Below are 12,738 nucleotides of genomic sequence, written 5' to 3'. Positions count from 1 at the left end.
GCATGTCGAGAGTCATCAAGGGCCGGAGACCCGGTCGTACGGTCCGCCGCGTCGCGGGCGCGCTCGTGTCCCTGCTGGTGGTGTGCGGACCGGCCGTCGCCGCCACGGCACCGGCCGCCGCGGCGACCACCGCCGCACCCACCACGACGGGCGCGGCCGCGCGCACCGCACAGCCCGCGGCCGTCGCCGCCGCGACGTGCTGGGCGACCCACTACGGCGCCGAGATACCCCCCGGCTCGTTCACCGCGAGCGGCGAGATCTTCGACATGAACGCCTTGACGGCCGCCACGTCGCTGAGCCTCAACCCGCAGCTCCCCTTCGGCACGATGGTCAAGGTCACCAACGTCGCCAACAACGCCTCCGTGACGGTCCGCATCAACGACCGCGGCTCCTTCGCGTCGACGGCGGGCGCGCCGTTCTGCATCGACCTGTCCGACGGCGCGTTCCAGCGGATCGGCGCGATCTCGCCCGACCCGGGGCACTTCAACGTGACGCTGGAGGTCCTCTCCGGGAACGGCGGCGGGGGCGGGACTCCCACCGGGGCGACCGGCCCGATCCGTGGCTTCGGCGGCAAGTGCGTCGACGTCAACGCCGCGAGCAGCGCCGACGGCACCGCCGTCCAGCTGTACGACTGCAACGGCACCGGCGCGCAGAACTGGACCGCCGCGTCGGACGGCACCCTGCGCGCCCTCGGCAAGTGCCTGGACGTCTCCTCGGGCTCCACGGCCAACGGCGCGCAGGTCCAGCTGTGGACGTGCAACGGCAGCGGCGCGCAGAAGTGGCAGCGGCAGGGCAACGGCCAGGTCGTGAACCCCCAGTCGGGCAAGTGCCTCGACGCCACGGGCAACAGCTCCGCGAACCTGACCCGCCTCCAGATCTGGGACTGCTTCGGCGCCCCGAACCAGCTCTGGACCCTCCCGAGCTGACCCACGACGGACCGCTCCGGGCACCGGCCCCGACGGCTCGGGCCCGGAGCGGCCACCTCCGTCCGCCCCCGGGCGGGCGGGCTCCCCACCCCAGGGGGTCGCGCCGCGTAGGTTCGGGCGGCAGGATGAAGGCATGGCCATCAGCACCGAAGACAACCCCGCCCTCGCCCCCTTCACCGCCGACGACTACCGCGTCCGGATGGCCCGCGCCGTCGCGTCGGCCGCCGACGAGGGGCTGGCGGGGCTGCTCGTCGCTCCCGGGCCCGACCTCACGTACCTCACCGGCTACCGGCCCGGCGCCGACACCGAGCGCCTGACGCTGCTCGTCCTCGCCGCCGGCCAGGACCCCGTGCTCGTCGTGCCGGCCCTGGAGGCCGGTGACGCGGAGCGCGCGCCGGGGGCGGCCGCGCTGACGCTGCGCGACTGGACCGACGCCAAGGACCCGTACGCCGTCACCGCGCCCCTGCTCGACCCCGCGGGGCGCTTCGGCGTCAGCGACAACGCCTGGGCCATGCACCTCCTCGCGTTCCAGCACGCCCTGCCCGGCACGTCGTACGTGGCGCTCACCGAGGCGCTGCCCATGCTCCGCGCCGTCAAGGACGCCCGGGAGCTGGCCAGGGCCGAGGCGGCGGGCGCCGCCGCCGACGCGGCGTACGGCGACATCCTCGGCGTACGGTTCGCCGGGCGCAGGGAGACGGAGGTGGCCGCCGACCTTGCCGCGCTCCTCCTGCGGCACGGCCACTCGCAGGTCGACTTCACCGTGGTCGGCTCGGGCCCCAACGGCGCCAACCCGCATCACGAGGCGGGCACCCGCGTCATCGAGCGGGGCGACATGATCGTCCTCGACTTCGGCGGGCTCAAGCACGGGTACGGCTCCGACACCACCCGTACCGTCCACGTCGGCGAGCCGACCGCCGAGGAGCGGGCCGTCCACGACCTCGTCCGCGAGGCGCAGCAGGCCGGGTTCGAGGCCGTGCGTCCCGGCGTGGCCTGCCAGGAGGTCGACCGGGCCGCCCGCGCGGTCATCGACGCGGCGGGATACGGCGAGTACTTCATCCACCGCACCGGCCACGGCATCGGCGTCACCACCCACGAGCCGCCGTACATGATCGAGGGCGAGGAGCGGCCGATGGTGCCCGGCATGTGCTTCTCCATCGAGCCCGGCGTCTACCTGCCCGGCCGCTTCGGCGTCCGGATCGAGGACATCGTCACGGTGACGGAGGACGGTGGCCGCCGCTTCAACAACACGTCGCGGGAGATGGCGTTGGTGGAGTAGGGGAGTGGGTGCGGTGCGGGTCGGTGGTGGCGTTCTGCCGTCGGATACCGTGACGCGGTGGACGAGATGACAGTGCCGGCGGCCGGCATGCGGGTGAGTGTCCGGATCCGGCAGGACGTGGTGATCGCCGATCCGGAGCGCTTCCTCGCCGCCGCCCGCGCCGCCCACCTCGAACTCTCCCCCGACGCCACCGAAGAGACCGCCGCCGAGGACGTCCGCGACGTCCATGACGCCGTGTTCGCCCTCCTGGGGCGCTTCGGCGGGCTCGCGGCCGGCTCACCGGACACGACGCCACCCGCACACGCCGGCGCGCCGACTCCCGTACGCCCGGACGGACTTCGCCCGGACGGACTTCGCCCGGACGGACTTCGCCCGGCGGGCGAGTTCACGCAGGTCGTCCTCGACGATCCGCTGTCGCTGGTGGAGTACGGCTGCTTCCCGCCCGAAGACCCCTTCGCGCTGCCCTCAGGCAGCTGACGCCGCCCACCCGCCCGTACCGAACCCCCTTGGCCCGGGGCCCCGTTCAGCCGCCCGCCAGGACCACGCACGACTCCGCGGGCAGGCGCAGGACGCCGTCCGCGCCCGGCGGTTCCACCGGGTTCCATGCGGCCAGGACGCGGGCCGCGACCGGGCCGCCGAGGGGGATCTCCACCGGCCCCGGGGAGAGGTTGACCGCGATCCGCAGATCGCCCCGCCGGTACGCGAGCCAGCGCGCCTCCTCGTCGTACGCGACCTTCACCGACGCGAGGTTCGGGTCCGCCAGGTCCGGCTGGCCGCGGCGCAGGGCGATCAGGTCGCGGTGCCAGGCCAGCAGGCGCGCGTGCGGCTCCTCCGCCAACTCCGCGCGGTCCAGGCAGGAACGGTCACGGGTCGCCGGGTCCTGCGGGTCCGGGATGTCCTCCTCCGCCCACCCGTGCGCCCCGAACTCCCGGCGCCTGCCGTTGCGTACGGCCTCCGCGAGCACCGGGTCCGGGTGGTCGGTGAAGAACTGCCACGGCGTGCGCGCCCCCCACTCCTCGCCCATGAACAGCATCGGCGTGTGCGGCCCCGTCAGCACCAACGCGGCGGCGCACGCCAGCAGTCCGGGGGAGAGCGTGGCGGACAGCCGGTCCCCGAGCGCGCGGTTGCCGATCTGGTCGTGGGTCTGCGCGTACCCGAGGAAGCGGTGCGCCGGGGTCCGCGTCAGGTCCACGGGACGGCCGTGCGTACGGCCCCGGAAGCTCGAATACGTACCGTCGTGGAAGAAGACCCGCGTCAGCGTCTTCGCGAGCGCGGCGAGCGGCGCGCGCGCGAAGTCCGCGTAGTAGCCCTGGCCCTCGCCGGTCAGCGCGGTGTGCAGCGCGTGGTGGAAGTCGTCGTTCCACTGCGCGTGCAGGCCCAGCCCGCCCTGGGTGCGGGGGGTGGTCGTGCGCGGGTCCGCGAGGTCGGACTCGGCGATCAGGAACAGCGGGCGGCCGAGGCCCCCCGAGAGCCCGTCCACCGCGGTGGACAGCTCTTCGAGGAACGTCAGCGCGCGGTGGTCGGCCAGCGCGTGCACAGCGTCGAGGCGCAGCCCGTCCAGCCGGAAGTCCCGCAGCCACGCGAGGGCGCTCTCCAGCAGGTACGCGCGGACGTCGTCCGATCCCGGGGCGTCCAGGTTGACGGCCGCGCCCCACGGCGTGTGATGGGTGTCCGTGAAGTACGGGCCGAACTGGGGCAGGTAGTTGCCCGCCGGGCCCAGGTGGTTGTGCACCACGTCCAGGACGACGCCGAGCCCGAGGGCGTGCGCGGCGTCGACGAAGCGCTTCAGCCCGGCCGGGCCGCCGTACGGCTCGTGCACCGCCCACAGCGACACCCCCTCGTACCCCCACCCGTGGACCCCGGGGAACGGGCACACGGGCATCAACTCGACATGGGTGACGCCCAGTTCGGCCAGCGCGCCGAGCTGCTCCGCCGCCGCGTCGAAGGTGCCCTCGCCGGTGAACGTCCCCACGTGCATCTCGTACAGGACGGCTCCCGGCAGGTCCACGCCGGGCCATTCGGCCTGCCACTCGTGCGCCGTCTGGTCCACGACCGCGCTCAGCCCGTCGGGGCCGTCGGGCTGGCGGCGCGAGCGGGGGTCGGGCAGGACGGGACCGCCGTCGAGCGCGAAGCCGTACCGGCTCCCGTCGGCGGCGGGCGCCTGGGCGATCCACCAGCCGTCGCGCTCCGGATCGCGTTCCATCGGTACGTCGTCGTCCTCGACCCGGAGCACGACCCGGTCCTGCGCCTGCGGCGCCCACACCTCGAACTGCACGGGCTGTTCCCCCTTGTCGCCGTACCGGCCAGTACCCGATGTACCCGCCTGTCACCGCTGCCGTCACCGCTGCCGTCACCGCTGCCGTCACCTCAGCTGTCGCCGCTGCGTCACCACAGCTGTCACCCACAGCGGTCAGGACCACTGTCCTCACTACTGTCCCCCCATGGTGACAAGACAGACGGCCGGAGGCCGGGTGATCGCCGCGAATCGGGCGCGGGTTCCCTCCGGTGCAGGTCAGCGCTGGGCCGGATGTGGTGTGCCGCCGGTACCGTCTGGACACCTCGGGGGCGTCGGCCCGACAATCACGGGGTGACGTCCTCCTTCGAGTTCCAGACGTATCCCGCGCGGCTGTCCGACGCCGAGCGCGACCGCGTACTCGCGGTGCTCAGGGAGGGCGCGGCGATGGGCCGGCTGTCGCACGACACCTTCCTGCGCCGTACGGATCTCGTGCTCGCGGCCCGGGGCATCGACGAACTCAAGGCGATCACCGCGGACTTGGAGACCGAGAGCCCGTGGTCGCGGAAGCTCTTCGGCACGGTGAGCCGGATCTCGGCGTTCTCGATACGGCTGCGCAGGGCGTGGCAGGTCGAACGCCTGCCGAAGCTGCTGCTCCCGCAGCCGGGCCCGTACCCGCTGCGGATCGGCCGCGATCCGATGAACGGACTGCGGCTCAGCCACGAGACGGTCTCCCGCGTCCACGCCGAGCTGAGCATGCAGGGCGGGGTGTGGATCCTCCGCGACCTCGGCTCGACGAACGGCACGACGGTCAACGGGCGCCGCGTCACCGAGACGGTCGTGGTGCGGGACGGCGACATGGTGGGCTTCGGCCGGATGGACTTCCGCCTGTCCTCGGGGGAACAGCAGCCCCGGAGCTGAGGGAGCGTCCGCCGGTACGGGGACCTCTGCCGGGTACGGGCGTGTCCGCCGGTACGGGCGCCGCGTACCGCTGACCGGCCCCGTCCGCCACCCGTACGGCCGTGCGCCGACTGCGGGGCGGCCCGGACGGTGGTCGGCTGTGGGGTAACCGCGCCCGTCCGCAGGCGCGCCCGCCCGGTCAAGGGGGCCCACATGCCGGTCGATCCGTCCGCCCGCATACGCGCCACGAACGCGACGGACCCGGCAGCCGGGCGGGACGACCCCGCGCTGACCCCCGCCACCTCCGCCGCGTGGCCCGCCCCCGGAGGCGTCCCCGCCGAGTGCCCGGCGGCCTCGCGGGTCGCCCTGCCCGGTGGCGGCGGGGCCGACGTGCGGGGCGCGGGCGGGAGCGGTGGGGGCAATGGGGTGCCCCGGGTGTTGTTGCGGGGGGCCGTGCCCGATCCGTACCCCTTCTACCGCACCCTCCGCGAGCGTTCGCCCCTCGCCTACGAGCCCGTCCTCGGGGTCTGGCTCGTCAGCCGGTACGACGACGTCTCCCTCGCGCTCACCGACCCCCGGTTCACCCAGGGCCACCGGCCCGGCGACCCGGACTGCGCCGCCCACCCCGTGCTGCCGGAACGCGGGCTCGGGGAGGTCGTCGAGCGCACCGCGTACGTCCTCGCGCGGCGTATCGCCGGGCGGGGGCGGGCCGACCTGGTCGAGGAGTTCTGCCGGTGGCTGCCCGCCGGGGCGCTCGCGACCGCCGTCGGCGGCGCCTGCCGGGACGGCCGCGACCTGTCCCGGCTCGTACGCCGCCGCGCCGAGACCGCCCCCGCCGGACCGTGCGCGTCCCGGACCGCCGTCCGCGAGACGGCCCTCGCCGCGTTCCTCGCCAACGTGCTGGGGGAGCCGGGCCTCGGCGCGCTCCTGCGCGAACACCCCGCGCTGATCCCGCGCGCCTGGGCCGAGTCCCTGCGGCGCGACCCGCCCGTCCAGGTCGTGCTGCGCCGTACCTCCGCCGAGGTCGAGGTGACCGGCGGCACCCTCCCGCCCGGCGCCCGGGTCGCCTGCCTCATCGGCGCGGCGGGCCGCGACCCCGCCCGCTTCCGGGACCCCGACCGCTTCGACCTGGCGCGGACCGACCCCGGCCAGCTCACCTTCGGCACCGGCTCCTGCCCGGCCGTGCTGCTCGCGGGCCTGGAGGCGGAACACGGCGTACGGGCCCTGCTGACGGCGATGCCCGCCCTGCGCTGGGCCGACGGCTTCCGCCCCGTCCCGGCCGGACTGGTCGTCAGGGCCCCGCGGACGCTTCTGGTCAGCCCCGGCGGCCGACGGGGGTCGTAGGGCCCAGGGGGAGCCCCGTTCACCCGCACTGACAGCCTGTTCGCCCGCTCCGATCACCCGAAAAGCGCCGCGATCGCCCCAGCGCGTCGTACTCCCGCATCTCCGCCCGCCGCATCTCCGCCCGCGGGTCGACGGCGGTGTGCCCCGCATCGCGTGCACACGATGCGGGGCACAGGGCGCGAGGCACAGGGGGCCGGAGCGTCCGTCTACGGACGAACGGTCCTCAGCAACGCCACCGGGCGGTCCGCGAAGAGGTCCGACACGAGCACCGGTACGCCGCCCTCGAACTCCCTCGCCGGGGACGCCAGCGCGTCCGACCAGCGCCCCGGCGGCAGGACCAGCTCGGTGTCGCCCCAGCCCCCCGCCTCCGCCAGGCGCAGAGGCAGCCGCGTCACCGCCGTGACCACCTCGCCCGAGCGGCAGAACGCCAGGCAGTGGTCCGTGGCCCGGCCGTTCGCGGTCAGCGGCAGGTACGTCCCCGACGCGCCGAACACCTCGGGACGCTCCCGGCGCAGCCCCAGCGCCGCCGTCGTGACCACCGTCTTCTCGTCGGGCGGCCCGGTCCGGAACGGCGCCCGGTTGTCCGGGTCCACCAGGGCCACGTACTCCCGCTCCGTGCCCTGGTACAGGTCGGGGACCCCCGGCATCGTCAGGTGCACCAGCGCCGCGCCCAGCGCGCTCGCCCGTACGTAGGGGCCGAGCGTGCGGGTGAACGCGGCGACCGTCCGCCGCGCCGGCCCGGCCGGACCCGCCTCGACGAACTCCGTCACCGCGCGCTCGTACAGCGGGTCGCCCTCGGTCCAGTTGGTGTGCAGCCCCGCCTCCCGCACCGACTTGAGCAGGGCCGGCACCATCCGCGCGCCGTCCGGCCAGGAGGCCTCCGCCGCCTCCACGTCCCCGGCCGGCGTCCCGGGAGCGGCGCCGAACGCGCGCCCGCCCCCGTCGTTCTCCTCCAGGATCTCGCCCGCCGGGGTGAAACCCACCGACGTCTGCCACGCCTGCCAGGCCATCTGCGGGTCCGGCGCCGCCACGCCCGTCACCCGCTCCAGCAGGTCGCCCCACCGCTCGGGGCACTCGGACAGGACAGCGATCCCGGCCCGAACGTCCGCGCTGCGCTTGGTGTCGTGCGTCGTCAGTACGGTTCCGGTGGTCGGCCAGTCGCGTGCCAGCCGGGCGCAGTACGCGTGGAACCGCTCCGGGCTCACCGCCGGATCGCCCGGATCGCCGCCCACCTCGTTCGCCGAGATCAGCGGCACGTAGCGGTAGAACGCCGTGTCCTCCACGGACTTGGCGCGCAGCGCCGACGACGTCTGGGCGAAGCGCGCGCAGAACGCCACGTGGTCCGGGCCCGTACCGAGCCGGCCGAGCGCCAGCTCCCGTACGACGTCCACCGCCGCCGACTCGCCCGGCACGACGAAGGCCGCCTTCACCTGCCGTACCGCCTCGTCGGACACCGCCGCCTCCGCCGCGTCCGGGCTCGGGCCGCCCGCCGTCGTGTACGGGCGGTAGACCGGCACCCGGACCAGCAGCTCCCGGATCGCCGTGCGCAGCGCCCACGGCGCGTGGTCCCGCAGGGCCGGGTCCGCGGCGCAGATTCGTTCCGCCGCCCGGCCGAGGAACGCGGTCTCGGCGGCCAGTTCATGGATGACGACCTTGTACGCGGCCCGGCGCACCGTACCTTCCCAGTACCCGCCCCGGTCCCCGGCCGGCGCCGCGACCGTGCGGTACAGGTCCTCCAGCGCCCGCGCGCCCACCGGGTCGGTGAAGACGCCGTCGATCCGGTGCAGCGCGTCGTAGCCGGTGGTCCCGGCGACCGGCCAGCCCGCGGGGAGCGGCTCCTCGCCGGTGAGGATCTTCTCCACGACCGTCCAGCAGTCGCCACCCGTCGCCTCGTCCAGCCGCCGCAGGTACGCCTCCGGGTCGGCCAGCCCGTCCGGGTGGTCGATCCGCAGCCCGTCCACGACGCCGTCCCGTACCAGCTCGAGGATCTTCGCGTGGGTCGCGTCGAACACCTCCGGGTCCTCGACCCGCACCCCGATCAGGTCGGAGATGGTGAAGAACCGCCGGTAGTTGAGCTCCGTACGGGCCAGCCGCCACCACGCGAGCCGGTAGTGCTGACGGTCCAGCAGCTCGGGCAGCGGCAGGTGCGCGGTGCCCTCGGCCAGCGGGAAGCGCTGCTCGCCGTGGCACAGCAGGCCCTCCTCGACGCGCAGCTCGCCGGCGGCCAGCTCGCCGCCGACCGGGCCCGGCAGGACGGGCATCAGCAGCTTGCCGTCCCCCGCGTCCCAGTCGATGTCGAACCAGCGGGCGTACGGCGAGTCCCGGCCCTCGCGCAGCACCTCCCACAGGGCCTTGTTGTGCCGGGGCGCGGTGGCCATGTGGTTGGGGACGATGTCGAGGACGATCCCGAGGCCGTACTCATGGGCCCGGGCCGCCAGCCGGCGCAGGCCGTCCTCGCCGCCCAGCTCGGCGCGTACGGCGGAGTGGTCGACGACGTCGTAGCCGTGCGCCGAGCCGGGGACGGCCTCCAGCACCGGCGAGAGGTGCAGGTGCGAGACGCCGAGCGCGGCGAGGTAGGGCACGGCTTTGGCCGCCGCCGAGAAGGGGAAGTCCGGCTGGAGCTGGAGCCGGTAGGTCGCGGTGGGCGTCATACGATCGTACGTACCCCGGTTCTGGGCTTCTGTGTCATCACCGTCCCCGGCTCATGCGTACGGCCGGACGACGGGCCCGGTGGGGTCTTCGCGATCACCCGGCCGCCGTAGAGCCTACGGCTTGTGGACGTACGGCGTGGTGATGCTCAGCTGTACGAATCCCAGCCGGTGGAGGATCGGGCGGCTGTCGTCGGACGCGTCGACCTGGAGATAGGGGTATCCGCGCGCGGCGGCGATCCGCGCCCGGTACGCCACCAGCGCCCGGTAGACGCCCTTCCCGCGCCACGCCTCGGTCGTCCCGCCGCCCCACAGCCCGGCGAACTCCTTGCCCGGCGGCAGATCCATGCGGGCCGCGCTGACCGGTACGTCCCCCGCCATGGCGACCACCGCGACGACCTCGTCGGGCGTCCCGGTGAGCTGGGCGAGGAGCCGCTGCCTGAGCCATCCGCCGTCCGAGCCGAAGGCCTGCTCGTGGACGGACGCCATCAGCTCGACCCCGGCCGCGTCGGTGACCGGGACCAGCCGTACGCCCTCGGGCAGCTCGACCGGGGCGGTCAGGGCGGCGGCCTCCCCGACCATCAGGGCCTCGGCGGGCTCGGCCACGAACCCGGCCGCGAGGAGCAGGGCGGGGAGGGTGGCGGGGCGGTCGTGGCTGTAGTGCTTCCACTCGAACTCGCGCCCGAGGGCGGTGAAGTGCGCCACCTGCGCGGCGACGGCGGCCGGGGCGGACTCCTCGTCCAGGTCCGACCAGAGGACGCCGTTCCAGTCGTGCGGGCCGCCGCTCTGCCGTACCACTCCGCCGGTGTGCTCGACGACGGCGGCGGAGTTGTCGGGCGTGGCGTCCCGGCGCATGTGCCGGTCGAACCGATTCAGTACCTCGTGCTGATCCATCCGGCCACCAGAACACCGCGAGGCGGCGGGGGCAACCGCATTAAGCCCCCACCGCCCCGTGCCCGGTGTCACGCCGGGTACGTCAGGCCCGCCCGGCCGGGCGGGCCGGGCCCGTCACGCCGGGCGCATCAGGACCGTCAGGCTGCGGCCGATCATCGTGATCCGCTCACCGCCGTCGACCTTCTCGCCCTGCCCCGGAGGCACCCCCTCCGGCCGGGCCGTGTCCACCATCACCTGCCACTGGCGCCCGTGGTTCACCGGGACCACGAACTCCAGTTCCTCCGCGCTCGCGTTGAACATCAACAGGAACGAGTCGTCCGAGATCCGCTCACCGCGCGGCCCCGGCTCGGAGATCGCGCCCCCGTTCAGGAAGACCGTCATGGCCTTGGCGTGGGCCGCCTGCCAGTCCTCCTGCGTCATCTCGCCGCCCTCCGGCGTGAACCACGAGATGTCGGAGAGGTCGTCGTGCGTGCCCTCCACCGGACGGCCGTGGAAGAAGCGCCGCCGCCGGAAGACCGGATGGTCGCGCCGCAGCCACACCATGGCCTGGGTGAACTCGAGCATGGTCCGGTCGGTGTCCTCGCCCGGCTCGGGCCACTTGACCCACGACACCTCGTTGTCCTGGCAGTAGGCGTTGTTGTTGCCGCCCTGCGTCCGGGAGAACTCGTCACCGTGGCTCAGCATCGGCACGCCCTGCGACAGCATCAGCGTCGCGACGAAGTTGCGCATCTGGCGGTTGCGCAGCTCGATGATCTCCGGATCGTCGGTCTCGCCCTCCACCCCGCAGTTCCACGACCGGTTGTGGCTCTCGCCGTCCCGGTTGTCCTCACCGTTGGCGTCGTTGTGCTTGTCGTTGTACGACACCATGTCGTGCAGGGTGAAGCCGTCGTGGCAGGTGGTGAAGTTGATGGAGGCCAGCGGCCGGCGCCCGTCGTCCTGGTAGAGGTCGGACGAACCGGTGAGGCGGCCGGCGAACTCCGCCAGCGTCCTCGGCTCGCCCCGCCACAGGTCCCGTACGGTGTCGCGGTACTTGCCGTTCCACTCGGTCCACAGCGGCGGGAAGTTCCCCACCTGGTACCCGCCCTCGCCCACGTCCCACGGCTCGGCGATCAGCTTCACCTGGCTCACCACCGGGTCCTGCTGCACCAGGTCGAAGAACGACGACAGCCGGTCCACCTCGTGGAACTGGCGGGCCAGGGTCGCCGCCAGGTCGAAGCGGAAACCGTCGACGTGCATCTCGGTCACCCAGTACCGCAGCGAGTCCATGATCAGCTGGAGCACGTGCGGGCTGCGCATCAGCAGGGAGTTCCCGGTCCCCGTGGTGTCCGTGTAGTAGCGCTGGTCCTCGGACAGCCGGTAGTACTGCGCGTTGTCCAGGCCGCGGAAGGAGAGCGTCGGGCCGAGGTGGTTGCCCTCCGCCGTGTGGTTGTAGACGACGTCGAGGATGACCTCGATGCCCGCCTGGTGCAGCGCCTTGACCGCCTGCTTGAACTCCAGGACCTGTTCGCCCCGGTCGCCCCAGGAGGCGTAGGTGTTGTGCGGGGCGAAGAAGCCGATCGTGTTGTAGCCCCAGTAGTTCGCGAGGCCGGCGTCCACGAGGCGGTGGTCGTTGACGAACTGGTGGACCGGCATCAGCTCCAGCGCGGTCACGCCCAGCTCCGTCAGGTGCTCGATCACCGCCGGGTGGGCCAGCCCCGCGTACGTGCCGCGCAGTTCCTCGGGCAGCTCCGGGTGGAGCATCGTGAGGCCCTTCACGTGGGCCTCGTACAGGACCGTCTTGTGGTACTCGGTCCGCGGGAGCCGGTCGTCGCCCCAGTCGAAGTACGGATTGACCACGACCGAGGTCATCGTGTGGGGGGCGGAGTCCAGGTCGTTGCGCGAGTCCGGCTTCCCGAAGTGGTAGCCGTAGACCGACTCGTTCCATTCGACGGCCCCGCTGATCGCACGCGCGTACGGGTCGAGGAGCAGCTTGGCGGAGTTGCAGCGCTGCCCCCGCTCCGGTTCGTACGGTCCGTGCGCCCGGAAGCCGTAGCGCTGGCCGGGCATGATGCCCGGCAGGTAGGCGTGCCGGACGAAGGCGTCGCTCTCGCGCAGTTCCACCGCCGTTTCTGAACCGTCGTCGTGCAGCAGGCACAACTCGATCCGGTCGGCGGCCTCGGAGTAGACCGCGAAGTTGGTGCCGGCGCCGTCGTACGTGGCGCCGAGGGGATACGTCTGTCCCGGCCAGACCTGCATAGATACAACTCTTCCATTTCTGATCCGGGTGCTGCGGGTCACTTGAAGACAGATCTTCCCCGAAAGTGGCGTCACCACCTAGGAACCGGATGGATTCTTGCCCGAGTCAACGTGACGTTCCGCGCCGTCGCCCGGATCGCGGACCCCGGTTCCGGGGCGCGGGAGGCCCCGGGGAGCCGGGCCGGGGAGGGCGCGCATCGGGCGCAATCCCTATGAATCACCTCACTCCGTCCGATCTCGCCACCGGGAACGGCCTTCCTGATCACGGGAGTTGGCAAACCG

General features: G+C 73.5%; 9 protein-coding genes. 5 read left to right on the top strand and 4 right to left on the bottom strand.

Annotation, left to right across the window (positions count from 1 at the left end):
- Nucleotides 1-2 precede the first annotated feature (2 nt).
- The 3 genes from HA039_RS34585 to HA039_RS06755 all read left to right on the top strand — a co-directional run bounded on the left by HA039_RS34585 (nucleotide 3) and on the right by HA039_RS06755 (nucleotide 2,679).
- Entirely contained in the window at nucleotides 3-926 is a 924-nt protein-coding gene (locus tag HA039_RS34585; RefSeq protein ID WP_425086314.1) for a ricin-type beta-trefoil lectin domain protein, read from the top strand.
- Between the two features lie 133 nt (nucleotides 927-1,059).
- A complete protein-coding gene (locus HA039_RS06760) occupies nucleotides 1,060-2,202 on the top strand; it encodes an aminopeptidase P family protein (protein ID WP_167025236.1) in 1,143 nt (380 codons plus the stop codon).
- 57 nt (nucleotides 2,203-2,259) lie between these two features.
- Complete coding sequence (locus HA039_RS06755; protein ID WP_167025233.1) at nucleotides 2,260-2,679, top strand: hypothetical protein; 420 nt, start codon at nucleotides 2,260-2,262, stop codon at nucleotides 2,677-2,679.
- 46 nt (nucleotides 2,680-2,725) lie between these two features.
- On the opposite strand, the gene treZ is transcribed toward HA039_RS06755, so the two are convergent.
- The gene (treZ, locus tag HA039_RS06750; protein ID WP_167025229.1) at nucleotides 2,726-4,477 is read right to left on the bottom strand and encodes a malto-oligosyltrehalose trehalohydrolase; all 1,752 of its coding nucleotides are present in this window, start codon (nucleotides 4,475-4,477) and stop codon (nucleotides 2,726-2,728) included.
- 312 nt (nucleotides 4,478-4,789) lie between these two features.
- On the opposite strand from treZ, the gene HA039_RS06745 reads away from it, so the two are divergent.
- Both HA039_RS06745 and HA039_RS06740 read left to right on the top strand, forming a co-directional pair.
- Entirely contained in the window at nucleotides 4,790-5,356 is a 567-nt protein-coding gene (locus HA039_RS06745) for a DUF1707 and FHA domain-containing protein (protein WP_167025226.1), read from the top strand.
- A 192-nt stretch (nucleotides 5,357-5,548) separates the two neighbouring features.
- Nucleotides 5,549-6,679 (top strand): cytochrome P450, encoded by a 1,131-nt coding sequence (locus tag HA039_RS06740; protein WP_243869232.1) that lies wholly within the window; start codon nucleotides 5,549-5,551, stop codon nucleotides 6,677-6,679.
- A gap of 206 nt (nucleotides 6,680-6,885) precedes the next feature.
- Here the strand turns inward: HA039_RS06740 and treY are convergent, their stop codons facing one another.
- From treY to glgX, 3 genes are all read right to left on the bottom strand, one after another.
- Nucleotides 6,886-9,330, bottom strand: a complete 2,445-nt coding sequence (gene treY / locus HA039_RS06735) for a malto-oligosyltrehalose synthase (RefSeq protein ID WP_167025223.1) — start codon at nucleotides 9,328-9,330, stop codon at nucleotides 6,886-6,888.
- A 114-nt stretch (nucleotides 9,331-9,444) separates the two neighbouring features.
- Complete coding sequence (locus HA039_RS06730) at nucleotides 9,445-10,221, bottom strand: GNAT family N-acetyltransferase (protein ID WP_167025220.1); 777 nt, start codon at nucleotides 10,219-10,221, stop codon at nucleotides 9,445-9,447.
- Between the two features lie 114 nt (nucleotides 10,222-10,335).
- Entirely contained in the window at nucleotides 10,336-12,456 is a 2,121-nt protein-coding gene (gene glgX / locus HA039_RS06725) for a glycogen debranching protein GlgX (protein WP_167025217.1), read from the bottom strand.
- Nucleotides 12,457-12,738: the final 282 nt, after the last annotated feature.

Origin of the sequence: Streptomyces liangshanensis (assembly GCF_011694815.1) — a bacterium.
GTDB lineage: Bacteria > Actinomycetota > Actinomycetes > Streptomycetales > Streptomycetaceae > Streptomyces > Streptomyces liangshanensis.
This window is presented reverse-complemented; position numbering and strand designations above follow the sequence as displayed.

Bases quoted from the DNA above. Each gene is read 5' to 3' on its own strand.
- treY (WP_167025223.1), bottom strand. From the start codon at position 9,330: ATGACGCCCACCGCGACCTACCGGCTCCAGCTCCAGCCGGACTTCCCC.
- HA039_RS06760 (WP_167025236.1), top strand. From the start codon at position 1,060: ATGGCCATCAGCACCGAAGACAACCCCGCCCTCGCCCCCTTCACCGCC.
- HA039_RS34585 (WP_425086314.1), top strand. From the start codon at position 3: ATGTCGAGAGTCATCAAGGGCCGGAGACCCGGTCGTACGGTCCGCCGC.
- glgX (WP_167025217.1), bottom strand. From the start codon at position 12,456: ATGCAGGTCTGGCCGGGACAGACGTATCCCCTCGGCGCCACGTACGAC.
- HA039_RS06730 (WP_167025220.1), bottom strand. From the start codon at position 10,221: ATGGATCAGCACGAGGTACTGAATCGGTTCGACCGGCACATGCGCCGG.
- HA039_RS06740 (WP_243869232.1), top strand. From the start codon at position 5,549: ATGCCGGTCGATCCGTCCGCCCGCATACGCGCCACGAACGCGACGGAC.